This is a genomic window from Asanoa sp. NPDC049573 (genome assembly GCF_040676615.1).
Classification (GTDB): Bacteria; Actinomycetota; Actinomycetes; order Mycobacteriales; family Micromonosporaceae; genus Asanoa.
This window is the reverse complement of the sequence record NZ_JBFAPI010000010.1, coordinates 197498-215013: the sequence shown is the minus strand read 5'-3', so window position 1 is coordinate 215013 and position 17516 is coordinate 197498. Positions and strand designations below refer to the sequence as shown.

Genomic DNA, 17516 nt, shown 5'->3' with positions numbered 1-17516 from the left:
TGCGGGCTCCCGGACGCAAACGGTTTAACACCCGACAGTCACCGGCCGCAACCGGTACCGCCCCCGGGCCGTGAACGAGGCACAAGCGGGGAGGAGAGATCGAGTGCGGGACGCACCGAGTTTCGACGAGTTCTACCGCACCACGTCCGTACGCACGCTGCGCTACGCGGTCGCCGTCGTCGGCGATCGCACCGAGGCACAGGACGCGGTGCAGGAGGCATACGCCCGAGCGTGGCGCCGCTGGGAGACAGTGGCGGCACATCCGGCGCCGGAGGCCTGGGTCCGGCTGGTGATCGGCCGGCTGGCCCGGGACCGCTGGCGCCGGCTCGGCCGGCTCGGCGCGCTGCTGCGGCACAGCGGGCCGCCACCGAACGCGCCACCACCGAGCGAGAACACCGTGGTGCTGATCGAGGCACTGCGGGCCCTGCCGGCCAACCAACGGAAGGTGCTCGCCCTGCACTACCTGTGCGACCAGTCCGTCGAGGCGATCGCCACCGAGACCGGCGTCTCCCCCAACACCGTCAAGTCCTGGCTGTCCCGGGGCCGGCAACGGCTCGCGGCCCAGCTCACCGAGACCGCGACCAAGCTGGAGGTACGCGATGCGTGACGTCGAGGACGGATGGGCGCAGCTCATCTCCGATGTGGACGGTTCCTGGCTGGCGTCCGCGGCCGCCGTCCGCCGCGCCGCGGACCAGCGGGCCCTCCGCCGGCTGGCCGTCATGACCGGTGCCGTCGTCGTCGCCCTGGTCGCGACCGGGGTCGCGGCCTTCGGCCGGCCCGGGCCGCCGCCACCCGGGCCGACGAACACGCCGTCGCCCAGCGCCACCGCGGCCCCGTCCCCGGTCCCGACGCCGCCTCCTTCGGTGACGTCGGCGCAGCCGTCGATCACGACCATCCCCGACCGCGCGTTCCTCGTCGTGCCGCGGGACATGCGCCGCGACGAGATCGGTGTCCAGTCACCGCCACGCGACGAGCAGGTGCCCGCGCTCTGTGACGATCCGCTGGCCGCGGACGACGCGATGACGGTCCGCCGGTCCAGGCAGACCTACTACCAGGCCCAGGACGCACCGGCCGGGTCGACGCCGGAGGGGTCCGTCACGGAGACGATCTCCGCGTATCGCGCGGGCGGCGCGGCCGTGGTCATGCGCCGGTTGCGCACCGAGTTGGCCACGTGCGGGAAGGCCGCCGAAGGCGACATCACCTACACGATCACGACGGATCGGAAACCGCGCTATGGCGACGACGCCGTGCACATCGTGGAGGCGATGTCGATCCCGCCGGACCGGGCGAACAACAGCCCGTCGAACCACCGGATCGTGGTCGTCCGGGTCGGCGACGTGGTGACGGTGCTGACGCTGCGCCCGTGGGAGCAGTGGCAGGTCGATCGCGACGATGCCGAGCTGTTCGCCCGGCTGGCCGTGGAGGCGATCGACGACTGGCGCTAGACGGTCAGAGGTGCCCGGCCAGCAGCGAGCGCAACGCTGACTTCGGCCGGGCACCGACGGTCGCGCTGACCAGCTCGCCGGCCTTGAAGATCAGCAACGTGGGCAGCGACCGCACCTGGTAGGCCCGGCAGGTCTGCGGGTTCTCGTCGGCGTCGAGGGTGGCCACGGTCATCTTCCCGTCGAGCTCGACGGCCAGCTCGGCCAGGCTCGTGGAGATCGCATGGCAGGGTGGGCACCATTCGGCCCAGACGTCGACGACGACCGGCAACGGGGCGCCGAGCACCCGCGCGGCGAACGTCTCGTCGGTGACGGTGACTAGCAGGTCTTGCTGGAGCATGAGGTCTCCCGGCTCTCGATGGCGATGGTCAGCTGACTCCGGAGCCGGTCGCGCACCTCGACCATCCGATCGATCCCGGCGTCGACCTCGGCGATCTTGCGCCGGAGCACGGCCACCGAATCCGGGCACACGTCACCGGACGGGTGCCCCGCCCGCAGGCAGGCGACGAACGGCTTGATGTCGTCGATCCCGAACCCGATGCCGAGCAACGCCCGGATCTCCCGCACCACCCGCAGCTCCGCGTCGTCGTAGACGCGGTAGCCGTTGGCCGACCGCCCGGCCCGCAACAACCCGTGCGTCTCGTAGTAACGCAACGCCCGGGTGCTCGTGCCGGCCGCCTCGGCCAGCTCCCCGATCAGCATGCGACCGACGCTAGACCTTCCCACCGACGTCAAGGCAAGCCGTACGCGTCCCGTCACTGTCTGTCTTGACCCTGCCACCGCTCTGCCAGGAAACTGCATGCAGTCAGCGCCGGGAGGCAGCGGTGGACGACGGTAGAGCCCGCGACCATCTCAACATCTTCATTTCCTACGCGCGCCAGGACGGCCTCGTGCACGCGAAGCGCTTCGCCGAGGAGCTGTCCCGCTCGCCGCGCTTCTCGGCGACCTACGACGCCCGATTCCGGCGCGATCAGGGCTTCGACCGCTCCATCGAGGCGGCGATCAGCAGCGCTGACGTCATGATCGTCGTGCTGACCGACGCGGTCGCGGAGAAGGAGTGGGTGCGTCGGGAGATCCTCTACGCCCATCACCTGAACCGGCGCCGACAGCGCGTGCGGCTGATCGTGGCACAGATGACCAAAAACCCCGGTGTGCCGGTAGGGATCATCGAACTACCGCGGATCAACTTCGCGACCGAACCGGACGCATGGGCGCAGCTGCAGGCAGCGCTCGTCGAGGAGTCCGGCCCCGAATACGGCGCCCGCCCGTACCTGGCGGGAGCAGATGATCCACGCGACGGCCGCCACACGGTCGCGGCCCACGAGGCAGCTGCCCGAGCTCGGGAGGAAAGGCGACGGGCAGCGGACCCGCTGGGCGCCCAGTCGCGTCTCCACCAACGGGTCCGCGCCGACTGGCAGCGCGAGGGTGGCCAGGACAGCCCGGTCCGACGCCACGCCGCCATCGAGTTCGTCAACGAGATGCCCGACCTGCCGGAGATCGAGTTTCAGGACCGGATTCCGGCGATGACGGCACTGGACGAGGCGCTGCACCGACCGGCCGTCCGACTGGGCCTGATCACCGGCGACGGCGGCACCGGTAAGACGGCCTTCCTCCGCGAATATCGGCGCAAGCTCGCGGACCAGCAGTTCACCGCGCCAGCTGCCGGCTTCGTCTACCTCGCCGTGCGCGGATACAGGCAGGTGTCCGCGGCGGCGTTCCTCGACGATCTGGCCCGGCTGGCGCCTGACCACATCAACGTGCGCCGCGTGCTGCGCCAGAAGTTGCCCTGGCGGGACCGGCTGGACGCGGTGTTACGCGCGCTCGACCAGACACCGGCCATCGTGGCGATCGACGACGCCGACGGCATCCTCGACGAGCGTGGCCAGGTACGCGACCGTGACCTGCGCGCCATCGTGACCGAGTTGGTGACGCGACCAGGACATCAGGTCCGCATCCTGATGGTTGTCGGACGCGACCGCGCGGCCGCGCTCCGCCGCACGTTCGGCGACCGGGTCGAGGTGTGCGACCTCAGCGGCCTGCCCACGCCACACACCGTGCCATTCCTGACGGAGCTCGACGCGGACCGGCTGCTGGTCATCGGTGACATGCCCGAGAAGGATCTCGACCTCCTCGGTGTCATCAGCGACGGCAACCCCCGCTTCCTCGAATTGACCTACTGTCTGCTGCGGTCCGACCCGGACCTCACCCTGGCCGGCATGTTCCAGGAGATCGCCGCGCGGCGCGACGACGGTATGCGGGAGCCGTTCCCGCTGCTCATCGACGCGGTGCTGGCACGGCTCGGACGCACGGATCGCCGGGTCATCCAGGCGCTCGCGGTGTATGGCCGTCCGGTGCGGCCCGCGGCGGTGGATCACCTTCTCGCCCCGTACGTGCCAGGCCTGGACAGCGCACCGGTGCTCGAGACCCTCGCCGTCCGCCACCTCGTCCGGCGCGACGGCGACCGCTACTTCCTGCCGCCCAACCCCGACGCGCGGTGCGTGCTGGAGGCCATTCCGGCTGGCCGAGCCGACGACTGGCGGAGCGTCGAGCCTGTGTTCGCACTGCCCGTGTTGCGCCGGCGGGCGGCCGACTATTACGCGTTGCTGGGCCAGGCGCTGGACGTGCGCGGACCTGACGACCTCCAGCCGCACCTCAACCAGATCGAGCTGCTCATCGCGGCAGGCGACTACGCCGTCGCGGTCGAGCTCATGGAGTCGATCGACGACGACTACCTGACCCGCTGGGGCCAGAGCGGCGTGCTGATCCGATGGCGCGAGGAGGTCGATGCGAAGATAGAGAAGCGCACCCGGTCACGCGCAACGAACATGTCCTACCTGGTCTCCGCACTGTCCGGCGAGGCGGACCACACAGGCCGATGGACCGCCCGCCTGCACGAGGTGCTGTCCGATCCGTGGATAGCGAAGGCGCCCAACGACCGGATCAGGTTCGGCATCCAACTCGCCGACCTTCAGCAGGATAACGGCGATCTGGTGTCGGCGGCCGCGCTGTACGACGAGAGCGCCCGCAAGTGCCGGACAAAGACGATGCATTACGAGGCCGCCATGGCGCGCATCGGGCGCGGGGCGTGCCTCGCCCGGATGGGCGACTTCGCCGGCGCCGGCCGCGAGTTCAGCCAGGTCCGGCGGTGGTTGCCAACGGTCGGTGACGACGGACTGGCGGAAGTGACTGCCCTGTTGTGCCTCAACGAGGGCTGGCTGCTCGGACAACTCGGCACGGGTCACGCACTGAAGGTGCTGGAAGACGGCCTGGATGTCGCGCGGAACGCCGGCGACCTGCTGCTGACAGGGCGGCTCCTCGACGGGCTGGCCGCGCTGCACTGCGACAGCAAGAAGATCGACAACGCCCTACCCTGCGCTGTCGAGGCGGCCGAGATCGCCATCCGGACCGGGCATCAAGCGCTGTCCCGCAACGCCAACGTCACCTTGGCTCTTGCCTACCTGCTCGACGGTCAGGTGGCGAACGCCGCAGCCGCCATCGAGACCGCCGCCCAGCAACCGCCCGGGCTCATGGCGTTGGCCGCCCGGACGGTCGAGGGCGTCGTCCACTTCCGTCTCGGCGACCTCAGGCGGGCCACGACCGCCTTCCATGCCGCCTGCACCGAGGCGTGGCTGCGGCTGGACCGGGCACCCCGGGAATACTCCGTGTATGACGCAGCGGGGCTGGCCTTCACGGGGTTGGAACTCTGCGGCGAGGCCTACCGGCTGCCGCGTGCGATCGACATGTACGCGGCCGCCCGCCGGATCGCGCCGGTCAAGGGAGCACGTCGCCGCAGCACGGCGCAACTCGCGTTGTTCGAGCCGGTCACCGACCGCACGACGCTCGAGGTGGCGACGCGAGCGGCAGACGGCGACTAGGCCGACGCCAGCTCATCGCTTGGTGAGGTGTTCGCGCGGGACCTGCGTCGTCCGGTCGCCCGGCGCCCAGCGCACGGTCGCCAGGCCCGCGGCGATCTGGAGGATCACGCCGGGCGGATGGTCGGCCTGTGCGGTGAGGTCGGCGTAGTTCGGCACCACCACGTCCCCGACACCGAGCGAAGCCGCGTCGGGGTTGACGGCGAGTTGCGGGCCGGGAGCGTCCGACTGCGCACGTACCCGAACCCGACCATGTCCGTAGTTGCTGTTGACCATGGTCATCTCCCGAGTTGCGGCACGAGCGCGCTGATGGCGGCGATGATCACGACAATCAGCAAGAGCCAGCCCAGGAAATCGTTTCCGTCATCCCCTTTGCGCTTCTTCGATCTCACCCGGACCGGCGCCATCGCTGACCTCCACCATCCGTCTGGTGGCGTTGCGTGTTAGCAAACGTACGAAATGCAGCCATTGCCGGTCCATGACCTATCGAGTGGCATGATCCTGCGCGGACCTTCCGTAACGTGTCAGCGCCATGCCAGGACCTGGCGGGGTGTCGGCGAACCGGGCGCGTCACGCGGGGGTGACCATGACGGTCCGCGTAGTCCATCGGCGGGGAGGACCGGATGACGCTACGGGTCGCCGTGGTCGACCGCCTGCCGATGTACGCGCGCGGCCTCGCCGTCACCCTGAGCGAACACGGCGGTCCCGCGGAGGTCCCGACCGATCTGCTGGAGTGGGCCCGTCGCCCGGGCGAGCCGCTGGTCTTCCTTGGCCTGACCGAGGAAGCCGACTGGGGTTTGCTGGCCGCGCTGCGCACCGTGCGCGCTGACGCGCTCGTGGTCGGCGTGATCGACGTACCCGGCCTGGCCGAGGTCGTCCGGGCGGTCGCCGCCGGCGCAGCGGGCGTCCTGGACAGGGACGCCACGCCGGCGGCGGTCGCGGATGTCCTACGCGCCACCCTGGACGGCCGGAGCCTGGTGCCGCTCGATGTGTTGCGGTCGCTCGTCGCCGGCCTGACCGCCGAGTCCGCCAGCCGTCCGATCACCGCCGACGAGATCCACTGGTTGCGGAAGCTCGCCGACGGCACGACGGTGCCCCGCCTCGCGCAGGAGGCGGGTTACTCGGAGCGGATGATGTTCCGCCTGCTTGCCGGGCTTTACGCGCGGCTTGGTGTCGACGGGCGCACAAAGGCGCTGATCCGCGCCCGCGACGAGGGCTGGCTCTGACCGTAGGTCAACCGCCGACCGAGTTGTCCTGTCCTCAGGAGGGCCTCACAACCCCTGTGTGAGCCGGTAGTAGGCGGCGCTCCAGCGCAGTTCCTTCGCCAGGCCGCGGCGGGTGGTGCCGGCGTCGATCTGGACCAGCTCGATGCCCAGGTGGTCGGCCAGGATGCCGATCTCCTCGGTGGTCACCGCCGTCGAGAGAACCGTGTGGTGCGGGCCACCGGCGGTGAGCCAGCTCTCCGTCGCCGTCGAGAAGTCCGGGCGCGGGGTCCAGACGGCCCGGGCGACCGGCAGGTTGGGCAGCGGCTCGTCGGGCTCGACCAGGTCGATGTCGTTGGCCACCCAGCGGAAGCGGTCGCCCAGGTCGGCCCAGCCGACCACGACACCGGGCCCGGTGGCCGCGGTGAAGACCAGCCGGGCCGGGTCCTCGCGGCCGCCGATCGACAGCGGGTGCACCTCGACCCGGGGGCGGTCGCCGGCGATCGACGGGCAGACCTCGAGCATGTGGGCGCCGAGCACCTTCGGGGTGCCGGGCGCCAGGTGGTAGGTGTAGTCCTCCATGAACGAGGTGCCGCCCGGGCGGCCGGCGCCGACCACCTTGAGCACCCGGAGCAGGGCCGCCGTCTTCCAGTCGCCCTCTCCCCCGAAGCCGTAGCCGGCCGCCATCAGCCGCTGCACGGCCAGGCCGGGGAGCTGGCGCAGGCCGCCGAGGTCTTCGAAGTTGGTGGTGAACGCGCCGAACGAGCCCTTCGACAGGAACTCCCGCAGGCCGGCCTCGACCCGGGCCTGGTAGCGGACGCTGCCGTGCCGGTCACCGCCCGGGCGCAGGTCGGGCGCCAGCTCATAGAGATCGAGGTATTCGGCGACGAGCGCGTCGACCGCGGCGTCGTCGGCACCGTCCACAACGGAGACCAGGTCGTTGACGCCCCAGGTGCTGACCGAGACCCCTACCCGCAGTTGGGCCTCGACCTTGTCGCCCTCGGTCACCGCGACGTCGCGCATGTTGTCGCCGAAGCGGGCCAGGCGCAGCGCGCCGGCCTCGGCCACGCCGGCCGCGGCCCGGGTCCACGAGCCGATCCGGGCGGCCACCGCCGGGTCGCTCACGTGGCCGGCGACGGTCGTGCGCGGGACCCGCAGCCGGGTCAGCACGAAGCCGAACTCGCGGTCGCCGTGCGCGGCCTGGTTGAGGTTCATGAAGTCCATGTCGATCGTCGCCCACGGCAGGGCGGCGTCGGCCTGGGTGTGCAGGTGCAGCAGCGGGCGGCGTAGCGCGTCGAGACCGGCGATCCACATCTTGGCCGGGGAGAACGTGTGCATCCAGGTGATCACCCCGACGCACGCCGGCGACTCGTTGGCCCGGCCGATCAGCTCGCGGATCGCGTCGGAACTGGTCAGCACCGGCTGCCAGACGACCCGGACCGGCACCTCACCGGACGCGTCGATGGCGGCCGCCACCCGCTGCGACTGCTCGGCGACCTGGCGGAGGGTGTCTTCGCCGTACAGGCCCTGGCTGCCGGTCAGGAACCACACTTCTTTGCCGGCAAAGGGGTCGTCGATCACGATGTTTCCTTTCAACGCTGCCCGTAGACGTTCTGGTACCGCTCGTAGAGGGAGTCGATCGCGGCCTGGTCGATCGGGAGGGGCTCGCCGAGTTGCCGCGCCAGGTGCACGGTGCGGGCCACGTCTTCGCACATCACGGCCGCCTTCACCGCAGCGCGGGCGCTGTCGCCGATGGTGAAGACGCCGTGGTTGCGCATCAGCACGGCCGGCGAGCGCTGCCCGGTCAGCGTGGCGACGATGCCCTGGCCGATCGAGTCGTCGCCGATGAGCGCGAACGGGCCGACCGGGATCGGGCCGCCGAACTCGTCGGCCATCGCCGTGATCACGCACGGGATCGCCTCGCCACGGGCGGACCAGGCCGTCGCGTACGGGCTGTGCGTGTGCACGACGCCGTTGACCGCCGGCAGGTGCCGGTAGACGTAGGCGTGCGCGGCGGTGTCGCTGGACGGTGCGCGTACCCCGTCGACGACGTTGCCGTGCAGGTCGCACACGGTGATGCCGGCCCAGTCGAGCCCGTCGTAGGGAACGCCGCTGCCCTTGATCACGAACAGGTCCTCGCCGGGCACCCGCTCGGAGACGTTGCCGCTGGTCCAGGCGACCAGCGCGTAGCGGACGAGTTCGCCGTGCAGCTCGGCCACCCGCGCGCGCTGGTCCCGGTGCAGGCCGCGCTCGGCGCGGGTGGCCTGGGATGGTGCGGTCATGCGTGGTCCCCCTTCGAGAGCGCGGTGCGGCGGACGGCCCGGAGCCGGTGCAGCACGTCGTTCGCGCCCCGGCCGAAATAGTCGTGCAACCGCTGGTATTCCGCGTAGAGCGCGTCGTAGGCGGCGGCTCGTTCCTCGTCCGGCACGTACACCGCGCGGTGCACCTTGCCCATCGCCCGCGCCGCCGCGTGGATGTCGGAGTAGGCGCCCGCGGCCACCGCGGCGTGGATCGCGGAGCCGAGCGCCGGGCCCTGCTCGGAACCGATCACCGACAGCGGCCGCCGGCAGACGTCGGCGTACAGCTGCATCAGGAACGCGTTGCGCAACAGGCCGCCGGCGACCACCAACTCGGTCACCGGGACGCCGTTGGTCTCGAACGCCTCGACGATCGTGCGGGTGCCGAACGCGGTCGCCTCCAGCAGCGCCCGGTAGACGTCTTCGGCCCGGGTGGCCAGGGTGGCGCCGACCAGCACGCCGGAGAGCTCGTGGTCGACCAGCACCGAGCGGTTGCCGCCGTGCCAGTCGAGCGCGACCAGGCCGTGGGCGCCGACCTCCTGCTCGGCCGCGAGCGACGTCAAATAATCGTGCACCCCGACGCCACGCGCGGTCGCGTTCTCCACATAGGACGCGGGTACGAAGTTGTCGACGTGCCAGGCGAAGATGTCGCCGACGCCGCTCTGCCCGGCCTCGTAGCCGTAGAGCCCCGGCACGATCCCGCCGTCGACGACCCCGCACATACCGGGGACCTCGCCCAGCGAGTCGCTGTTCATCACGTGGCACGTCGAGGTGCCCATCACCATCAGCATCTGCCCGGGCTCCGTCGCCTGTGCGGCCGGCGCGGTGACGTGGGCGTCCACATTGCCCACACAGACGGCGATGCCCTCGGGCAGGCCGGTCCACGCGGCCGCCTGCGCGCTCAGCCCACCCGCGAGTGCGCCGAGCTGGCCGATCTCGTGCTCCAGCTTGTCGGTCACGAAGTCGCGGAAGGCCGGGTTGAGCGCGGCCAGGTAGTCCGGCGACGGGTAGCCGCCGTCCTGGTAGATCCCCTTGTAACCGGCGGTGCAGGCGTTGCGCAGGTAACGGCCGCAGAGCTGCCAGACGATCCAGTCGGCCGCCTCGACCCAGCGGTCGGTCGCGGCGTAGACCTCGGGGTCCTCCTCCAGCAGTTGCAGCGCCTTGGCGAACTCCCACTCGCTGGAGATCCTGCCGCCGTAGCGGGCCAACCAGGCCTCGCCACGCTCCGCGGCGAGGGCGTTGATCCGGTCGGCATGCGGCTGCGCGGAATGGTGCTTCCAGAGTTTGGGGTACGCGTGCGGCCGGTCCCGGAACGCGTCGAGCTCGCACAGCGGCGTGCCGTCCACGGTGGTGGGCAGCACGGTGCAGGCGGTGAAGTCGGTGCCGATGCCGACGACGTCGGCCGGGTCGACCCCGCTGGCCGCGACCGCCTCGGGGACGGCGGTGCGCAGCACGTCGACCCAGTCGGCCGGCATCTGCAATGCCCAGTCCGGTGGCAGCGGCGCGCCGGTCGACGGCAACCGCTGCTCGATGACGGCGTGCTGATAGGGGTGCACCGCGCTGGCCAGCTCGGCGCCGTCCGCGACCCGCACGACCACCGCCCGGCCCGAGAGGGTGCCGAAGTCGACCCCGACGACGTATGCGTCTGCCATGCCTGTCATCAACCTTCCCCGCGGCCCCGGCCGCGAGCCGGCGGTGCGGTCGTCGCCCGCACCAACAACTGCGGCGCGACCGGTCGCGGCCGCGCCTGTTCACCACCCAGCAGCCCGAGCACGAGCTGCACGCCGCGCCGCCCCAGCTCGGCGAAGTCCTGCCGGACCGTGGTCAGCGGCGGGATCGAGTAGGGCGCCTCCGGGACGTTGTCGAACCCCACGACGCTGACGTCGTCGGGCACCCGCAGCCCGGCCTCGTGGAACGCGTTGAGCAGCCCGAAGGCCATCTGGTCGTTGGCCACGAAGACCGCGGTGACCGGCTCACCGCCACGCCGGCGGGCGACGAGTTCGCGGCCGGCGGCGTGCCCGGAGGCCGGCCCCCAGTCGCCGCGCAGCACGGACGGCAGCGGCGCGCCGACCGCCTCCAGCTCGGCCCGCCAGCTGCTGGCCCGCGCTGCCGCCTCGACGAATCCGGCCGGCCCGGCCACGTGATGGACGGTGCGGTGGCCGAGCTCGAGCAGGTGCCGGGTGGCCAACGCGGCGCCGGCCTCCTGGTCGACCCAGACCGCCGGGTCGTGGCCGTCGGCGCCCGCCAACACGGCGATCAGCGGGACCGCGGTGTGCACCTGACGCAGGGCGCGGACGGCCTCGTCATGGGTGCCCAGCGCGATGATCGCGTCCAGCGACTGGGCCGCCAGCCGGTCGATCGCCTCGGTCAGGGTGCGCGCGCTGGTGTCATCGAGCACCGAGACGCTGAGGAAATAGCCAGCCTCCCGGGCCGCGTGCTCGAGCCCGACCATGGTCTGCGCCGGGCCGTACTGGCTGATGTTGGCGGTGGCCAGACCGATGGTCCGGGTCGAACCGGTGGCCAGCGCGCGGGCCGGCCCGTTGGGTCGGTAGCCGAGCTCCTCGATGGCGGCCAGGACCCGTGCCCGGGTGGCCACCGCCACGTTGGGATGGCGGTTGATCACCCGCGACACGGTCTGGTGCGACACGCCCGCGCGGGCGGCGACGTCCGACATGGCCAGCGGCCGGGTCGGCGTGGCGTCCGCGGTGGGTACGTCCATGGGTCTGTTCAGCGGTTGGCGCCGACGCGGCGCTTGTTGTAGATGTCGAACGCGACCGCGAACAGCAGGACCAGACCCTTGACCACCGACTGGATCGACTGGTCGACGCCCATCAGCTGCATGCCGTTGCTCATCACAGCCATGATCAGACCACCGACCATCGCGCCGACCACGGTGCCCACGCCGCCGGCCACGGCCGCGCCGCCGATGAAGGCGGCCGCGATCGCGTCGAGCTCGAACATGTTGCCGGCGGCCGGCTGCGCGCCGTTGGAGCGCGACGAGTAGATGACGCCCGCGACACCGGCCAGGAAGCCCATGTTGACGAACATCCAGAAGTTGACCGTCTTGACCTTCACGCCGGAGAGCTGGGCGGCCGAGAGGTTGCCGCCGATGGCGTACACCTGACGCCCGAAAACCGTGCGACGGGTGACCATGCCGTAGGCGATCACCAGGACGGCCAGGATGATCAACACGATCGGCAGGCCGCGGGCGTGGGCGAGCTGCCAGGCGAAATACATGATGACCGCGCCGATGAGCAGGATCCGCAGCACGAACAGCGGGAACGACTCGACCGACTGCTCGTAGCGGACCCGGGCCGTGCGGGTGCGGTAGCTACTGACCGCGATGCCGGCGACCGCGACCGCACCGATGATCAGGGTGAACGCGTCGTAGCCCTGGCCGCCGAGCAGGCCGTTGAGGAAGCCGTTGGCGACCTTCTGGTATCCGGCGGGGAACGGTGAGAGCGAGATGTTGTCGAGCACCTGCAGGGTCAGACCGCGGAAGAGCAGCATGCCGGCCAGCGTCACGATGAACGCCGGCATGCCGATGTAGGCGACCCAGAAGCCGTGCCAGGCGCCGACCGCGAGACCGACCACGATCGCCGCGACCACGCCGACCCACCACGGCATCCCCTGCTGGATGACCAGCACCGCGGAGACCGCGCCGGTCAACGCCACCACCGAGCCGACCGACAGGTCGATGTGGCCACCGATGATCAGGATGACCATGCCGATGGCCAGAACGAGGATGTACGAGTACTGCAGCAGGATGTTGGTGATGTTGCCCGGGCTCAGCGAGACGCCGTCGGTGAGGATCGCGAAGAGCCCGACGATCACGACGAACGCGACGTAGATACCGCTCTGCCGCAGGTTGCGCATGATCAGCGTACGCGGGTCGCTGGTGCCCGTGTGCAGCGCGACGGCGGGGGCGCTGCCGGACTCCCGCGTCTCGGGGGGCTTGGTGCTGGTCATCCGGCGAGCTCCTTCTCCTTGGTCATGAGCGCCATGAGGTTTTCCTGAGTGGCCTCGCGCACCGGGAGTTCACCGGTGATGCGGCCGGCCGAGAGGGTGTAGATGCGGTCGCACATGCCGAGCAGTTCGGGCAGCTCCGAGGAGATGACGACGACCGCCTTGCCCTGCGCCACGAGCCGGTTGATGATCGTGTAGATCTCGAACTTGGCACCGACGTCGATGCCCCGGGTCGGCTCGTCGAGGATCAGCACGTCGGGGTCGGTGAACAACCACTTCGACAGGACGACCTTCTGCTGGTTGCCACCGGAGAGCTTGCCGACGGTGGCCATCACGCTGGTCGTCTTGATGTTGAGGTCGCGCCGGCTCTGCTCAGCGATCTTGATCTCTTCGTTGCCGTTGACCCAACCGCTGCGCGACAGCTTCCCGAGCGCGGCGGCCGAGATGTTGCGGCACACGTCGGCGATCAGGTTGAGCCCGTAGCGCTTGCGGTCCTCGGTGGCGTACGCGATGCCGTTCCTGATCGCCTCGGCGACCGTGCGGGCGCGTACCTCCTTGCCGTGCATGAAGATCCGGCCACTGATGTCGCGACCGTAGGAGCGGCCGAACACGCTCATCGCCAGCTCCGTGCGGCCGGCGCCCATCAGGCCGGCGATGCCGACCACCTCGCCGGCGCGCACGCTCAGGTTGGCGCCGTCGACGACCTTGCGGTCCTGGGTCGGGTGCCAGGCGGTCCAGTCTTCGATCCGGAAGACCTCCTCGCCCGGCGTCGCTTCCCGGTCGGGGTAGAAGCTCTCGATGTCACGACCGACCATGCCGCGGATGATCCGGGCCTGCGTCGACTCGGCGGAGCTCATGTCGAGGGTCTCGACCGTGCGGCCGTCGCGGATCACGGTGGTCGAGTCGGCGATCGCGGTGATCTCGTTGAGCTTGTGCGAGATCATGATGCAGGTGATGCCCCGGTCGCGCAGCCGGCGCAGCAGGTCGAGCAGGTGCGCCGAGTCGATGTCGTTGAGCGCCGCCGTCGGCTCGTCGAGGATCAGCAGCTTGACCTCTTTGGACAGCGCCTTGGCGATCTCGACCAACTGCTGCTTGCCGACGCCGAGCTGGATCACCGGCGAGACGGGGTTCTCGTCGAGGCCGACGGACTTGAGCAACGAGGCCGCTTCGGCGTTGGTCCGGTTCCAGTCGATCAGGCCGCCGGGGCCACGCCGCTCATTGCCGAGGAAGATGTTCTCGGCGACCGAGAGGTAGGGCACCAGGGCCAGCTCCTGGTGGATGATCACGATGCCCTCGGCCTCGCTGTCGCGGATGCCGTTGAAGTGCACCGGCTTGCCGTCGAAGACGATCTCGCCGTCGTAGGACCCGGTCGGGTAGACGCCCGAGAGCACCTTCATCAGGGTGGACTTGCCCGCGCCGTTCTCGCCGCAGATCGCGTGGATCTCGCCACGGCGGACGGTGATCGAGACGTCTTCGAGCGCCTTCACACCGGGGAAAGTCTTGGTGATGTCGCGCATCTCCAGCAGCACGTCCGTCATCCGTCCTCCTTCTGCGTGCGTGCGGGCGGCAGGCCCGGTGACCGCATGGTCACCGGGCCTGCCGGTCGGTCACTTGGCCTGGCCGGCCTTGACCTCGTCGGCCGTGTAGTACTGCGAGTCGATGAGGACCTTCTGGATGTCATCCTTGTAGACGGTCTCGATCGGCAGCAGGTACGAAGGGACGACCTTCACACCGTTGTTGTACGACTTGGTGTCGTTGGCCTCCGGCGTCTGCTTCTTCAGGAACGCCTCGGCGGCGATGGCGGCCTGGTCGGCCAGCAGCCGGGTGTCCTTGAAGATGGTCGAGTTCTGCACGCCGTCGTTGATCAGCTTGACCGACGCGATCTCCGCGTCCTGGCCGGTGACGACCGCCATCGGCTTCGCGGCGTTGCCGTAGCCGGCGTTCTGCAGCGCGGTGATGATGCCGCGGGAGATGCCGTCGTAGGGCGAGAGCACGCCGTCGACCTTGGCGCCGTCGTTGTAGCTGGAGGTCAGCAGGTCTTCCATCCGCTTCTGCGCGGTCTCCTGCTGCCAGCGCAGAATCGCGATCTGCTCGACGCCGGTCTGCTTCGACTTGACCACGATGGCCTTGCTGTCGATGAACGGCTTGAGCGTGTCCATCGCGCCGTTGAAGAAGAACCGGGTGTTGTTGTCGTCGAGCGAGCCGGCGAACAACTCCACGTTGAACGGCCCGGTCTTGCTGCCCTTCGAACCGTCCTTGTTCTGCAGCCCGAGGCCGACCAGCAGCGCGGTGGCCTGCGCGACGCCGACCTTGTAGTTGTCGAAGCTGACGTAGAAGTCGACGTTGGGGCTGTCGCGGATCAGCCGGTCGTAGGAGATGACCGGGATCTTCTTGTCGGCGGCGGCCTGGAGCTGGCCACTCAGGGCCGTGCCGTCGATGGCCGCGATGATCAGGGCGTCGGCGCCCTGGGTGATCATCTGGTCGACCTGCTGCGACTGGGTCGGGATGTCGTCGCCCGCGTATTGCAGGTCGACCTTGTATCCCTTGGCCTCGAGCTTCTCCTTGACCGACTTGCCGTCGGCGATCCACCGCTCCGAGGTCTGCGTCGGCATGGACACGCCGATCGTCAGGTCGGCCGGGGCCTGCGACGCGGTGTCGGTGCCGCTGCCCGCGCCCTCACCGCTGCAGGCCGCGAGGCTCAGCGCCACCGCCGCGGCGCCCAGAGCGGCCAGAAGTCGTCTGTTCACAAGCTGTCTCCCCTCCGGGGGTTTGATGCCATCAACGTTTCGCGGATCACAACGAGCCACAGTGTTAGCGCTAACAACGACAGCGTCAACCCCTCCTACCGTCATCCGGCGGTCACGGTCTCGTAACAAGGACGACGCAGGTGGCACGCTCCCACCCCAGGGCGGAAGAACGCGCCGGAAGCCGCGTCGCGCATACTTTTCGGGCGCCGTTTCGGAGGGAAACGTGACGCTGCGTGCCCACGGCATAGCGGTCCCCTTGTGAGCGTTAACAGCGGCTGCAACCGGTCACCACCGAGAGTGACGCCATGCCGGACACATTGGCCGATCGCTTCGTGGCGCTCGGAGTGGTGGCCCAGCGGCGGCGCGGCCGAGGCGGTGGCGCACGCCTGCCGCCGCACATCCACGACGCCTGGACGCTGCTCGTGGTCGACGACGCCGCGGGTAGGGCGACCGGCAGTCGACGCCGAGGCCGGACCGCCCGAGATGGACGGACATTTCCGTTCGACAAGGCCGGCAACCGACAGACCGATAGCGCGTGCTCGTACATCCCCGCCTCTCACCGAGGCACGCAATGAGGCGTGTCCGCGCTGAGGGAAGCGTGCCCCGCTTCGGGTGAGTCGGCGTAAAATTGGACGATATGGTCACGCAGTCGACGGCCCCGGCTCGGTCGGGGTCGTCGCTGGCGCACCGCTGGTTGGCCCGGGCGGCGTTGCTCGCGGTTGCCGCCGCCTTCGTGGTGCCGGTGCTGGTCGCGGGGTTGCGGGGCAGCGTCTCGATGCTGGTGATCGCGGCCGTCTGCCTGGTCGCGACCGCGGCCGCGATCTGGTGGTTCGTGGCGCACTCCGGCCTGCTCCGCTGGCTGGCCGCGGTCCTGTTGCTGGCCGCGCCGGTGGCGGTGCTGCTGGTGTTCGCGCTGCACCACCTGGTCTGGGTCGCCGCGGTGTCGGCCGGCCTGCTCGTGCTCGCCGGCGCCGCCGGCCGCCGCGCCCTGACCCAGGCGGCGCTCGCACCGCGCGAGACCGTCACCCCGCCGCCCGGTCACCCTTTCCTGATCATGAATCCGCGCTCGGGCGGCGGCAAGGTCGGGCGCTTCGACCTGGTGGCCCGCGCCCGCCGGCTGGGCGCCGAGGTCGCGCTGCTCGACACCAGCGGCACAACGGACGTGGCCGCCCTGGCGCAGGACGCGGTCCGTCGCGGCGCCGACCTGCTCGGCGTGGCGGGCGGTGACGGCACGCAGGCCATCGTCGCCGGCGTGGCGGCCGAGCACGACCTGCCGTTCCTGGTCATCTCGGCCGGTACCCGCAACCACTTCGCGCTCGACCTCGGCCTGGACCGCGACGACCCGGCCAGCTGCCTGGACGCCCTCACCGACGGCGTGGAGGTGCGGGTCGACCTGGGCCGGATCGGCGACCGGACATTTGTCAACAACGCGTCGTTCGGGGTGTACGCGTCGATCGTGCAGAGCGACGCCTACCGGGCGGACAAGGCCCGCACGGCGCTCGCACTGCTGCCCGACCTGCTCGCACAGCAGACCGGGCCGACGCTGTCCCTGCGGGTCGGCGCGACGGTGTGCCGCGCACCGCAGGCGATTCTGGTGAGCAACAACCCGTACACTGTGGATGATTTCGCGGGTCTGGGTCATCGCCCCCGGTTGGACCGCGGGCGGCTGGGCGTGATCGCGCTGACCGTCGACTCGACCGCTGACGCTGTCCGGATGCTGCGGGGGCGCCGCTCCGAGTCGGTCATGGTGCTGGCCGCCCGGTCGGCGGTCATCGAGGCCGGCGGGTCGCCCGTCCCGGTCGGCGTCGACGGCGAGGCGCTGCTGCTGCCGACGCCGTTGCGGTGCGAGATCCGGCCCGGCGCGCTGCGGGTACGCGTGCCGCGCCACCGCCCGGGAGTGCGCGCCGCCCGCCCGGCGTTGGACTGGGCCCATCTCGGGCGGCTGGCCCTGACGTTCGGGTCTAGAGGCACACGTTCTTGAGCGTGGTCG

At 70.5% G+C, this 17516-nt stretch carries 16 protein-coding genes; 5 read left to right on the top strand and 11 right to left on the bottom strand.

The annotated features are described in order from the left end of the window. Positions 1-103: 103 nt before the first annotated feature. Both AB0J74_RS23025 and AB0J74_RS23020 read left to right on the top strand, forming a co-directional pair. Positions 104-607 carry a SigE family RNA polymerase sigma factor gene (locus AB0J74_RS23025; RefSeq protein WP_363451117.1) on the top strand — a complete coding sequence of 168 codons (504 nt, stop codon included), beginning with the start codon at positions 104-106 and terminating at the stop codon, positions 605-607. Next, positions 600-1445 (top strand): hypothetical protein, encoded by an 846-nt coding sequence (locus AB0J74_RS23020; protein WP_363451115.1) that lies wholly within the window; start codon positions 600-602, stop codon positions 1443-1445. Before AB0J74_RS23025 ends, AB0J74_RS23020 begins: the two co-directional genes overlap by 8 nt. A 4-nt stretch (positions 1446-1449) precedes the next feature. On the opposite strand, the gene AB0J74_RS23015 is transcribed toward AB0J74_RS23020, so the two are convergent. Next, positions 1450-1782 (bottom strand): thioredoxin domain-containing protein, encoded by a 333-nt coding sequence (locus tag AB0J74_RS23015; RefSeq protein ID WP_363451113.1) that lies wholly within the window; start codon positions 1780-1782, stop codon positions 1450-1452. Further along, positions 1761-2144, bottom strand: a complete 384-nt coding sequence (locus AB0J74_RS23010) for a MerR family transcriptional regulator (RefSeq protein ID WP_363451111.1) — start codon at positions 2142-2144, stop codon at positions 1761-1763. Before AB0J74_RS23010 ends, AB0J74_RS23015 begins: the two co-directional genes overlap by 22 nt. Before the next feature lie 122 nt (positions 2145-2266). Here AB0J74_RS23010 and AB0J74_RS23005 point away from each other — a divergent pair, with 122 nt between their 5' ends. Then, a complete protein-coding gene (locus AB0J74_RS23005) occupies positions 2267-5317 on the top strand; it encodes a TIR domain-containing protein (RefSeq protein ID WP_363451109.1) in 3051 nt (1016 codons plus the stop codon). Positions 5318-5329: 12 nt separating this feature from the next. Here AB0J74_RS23005 and AB0J74_RS23000 read toward each other — a convergent pair whose 3' ends face one another. Next, positions 5330-5590: a hypothetical protein gene (locus AB0J74_RS23000; RefSeq protein WP_363451107.1), complete on the bottom strand. Its 261-nt coding sequence runs from the start codon at positions 5588-5590 to the stop codon at positions 5330-5332. Positions 5591-5592: 2 nt separating this feature from the next. Continuing rightward, the gene (locus AB0J74_RS22995) at positions 5593-5721 is read right to left on the bottom strand and encodes a hypothetical protein (RefSeq protein WP_363451105.1); all 129 of its coding nucleotides are present in this window, start codon (positions 5719-5721) and stop codon (positions 5593-5595) included. Positions 5722-5937: 216 nt separating this feature from the next. Here AB0J74_RS22995 and AB0J74_RS22990 point away from each other — a divergent pair, with 216 nt between their 5' ends. Beyond that, positions 5938-6540, top strand: a complete 603-nt coding sequence (locus AB0J74_RS22990) for a DNA-binding response regulator (RefSeq protein WP_363451103.1) — start codon at positions 5938-5940, stop codon at positions 6538-6540. 45 nt (positions 6541-6585) lie between these two features. Here the strand turns inward: AB0J74_RS22990 and araA are convergent, their stop codons facing one another. From araA to chvE, 7 genes are all read right to left on the bottom strand, one after another. Next, the gene (gene araA / locus AB0J74_RS22985; RefSeq protein ID WP_363451101.1) at positions 6586-8097 is read right to left on the bottom strand and encodes an L-arabinose isomerase; all 1512 of its coding nucleotides are present in this window, start codon (positions 8095-8097) and stop codon (positions 6586-6588) included. An 11-nt stretch (positions 8098-8108) separates the two neighbouring features. Next, entirely contained in the window at positions 8109-8798 is a 690-nt protein-coding gene (locus AB0J74_RS22980) for an L-ribulose-5-phosphate 4-epimerase (RefSeq protein WP_363451099.1), read from the bottom strand. Further along, positions 8795-10465 carry a ribulokinase gene (gene araB, locus AB0J74_RS22975; RefSeq protein WP_363451097.1) on the bottom strand — a complete coding sequence of 557 codons (1671 nt, stop codon included), beginning with the start codon at positions 10463-10465 and terminating at the stop codon, positions 8795-8797. The genes AB0J74_RS22980 and araB overlap by 4 nt, the downstream gene beginning before the upstream one ends. 8 nt (positions 10466-10473) lie before the next feature. Continuing rightward, a complete protein-coding gene (locus AB0J74_RS22970; RefSeq protein WP_363451095.1) occupies positions 10474-11532 on the bottom strand; it encodes a LacI family DNA-binding transcriptional regulator in 1059 nt (352 codons plus the stop codon). 8 nt (positions 11533-11540) lie between these two features. Beyond that, on the bottom strand, positions 11541-12782 hold the full coding sequence (gene mmsB / locus AB0J74_RS22965; protein ID WP_363451093.1) for a multiple monosaccharide ABC transporter permease: 1242 nt from the start codon (positions 12780-12782) through the stop codon (positions 11541-11543). Then, positions 12779-14317, bottom strand: coding sequence for a multiple monosaccharide ABC transporter ATP-binding protein (gene mmsA / locus AB0J74_RS22960; protein WP_363451091.1), 1539 nt, complete (start codon positions 14315-14317; stop codon positions 12779-12781). Before mmsA ends, mmsB begins: the two co-directional genes overlap by 4 nt. 69 nt (positions 14318-14386) lie before the next feature. Further along, positions 14387-15526: a multiple monosaccharide ABC transporter substrate-binding protein gene (gene chvE / locus AB0J74_RS22955; protein ID WP_363451089.1), complete on the bottom strand. Its 1140-nt coding sequence runs from the start codon at positions 15524-15526 to the stop codon at positions 14387-14389. A gap of 637 nt (positions 15527-16163) precedes the next feature. On the opposite strand from chvE, the gene AB0J74_RS22950 reads away from it, so the two are divergent. After that, positions 16164-17507 (top strand): diacylglycerol kinase family protein, encoded by a 1344-nt coding sequence (locus AB0J74_RS22950; RefSeq protein WP_363451087.1) that lies wholly within the window; start codon positions 16164-16166, stop codon positions 17505-17507. The last annotated feature ends 9 nt before the right edge of the window (positions 17508-17516 follow it).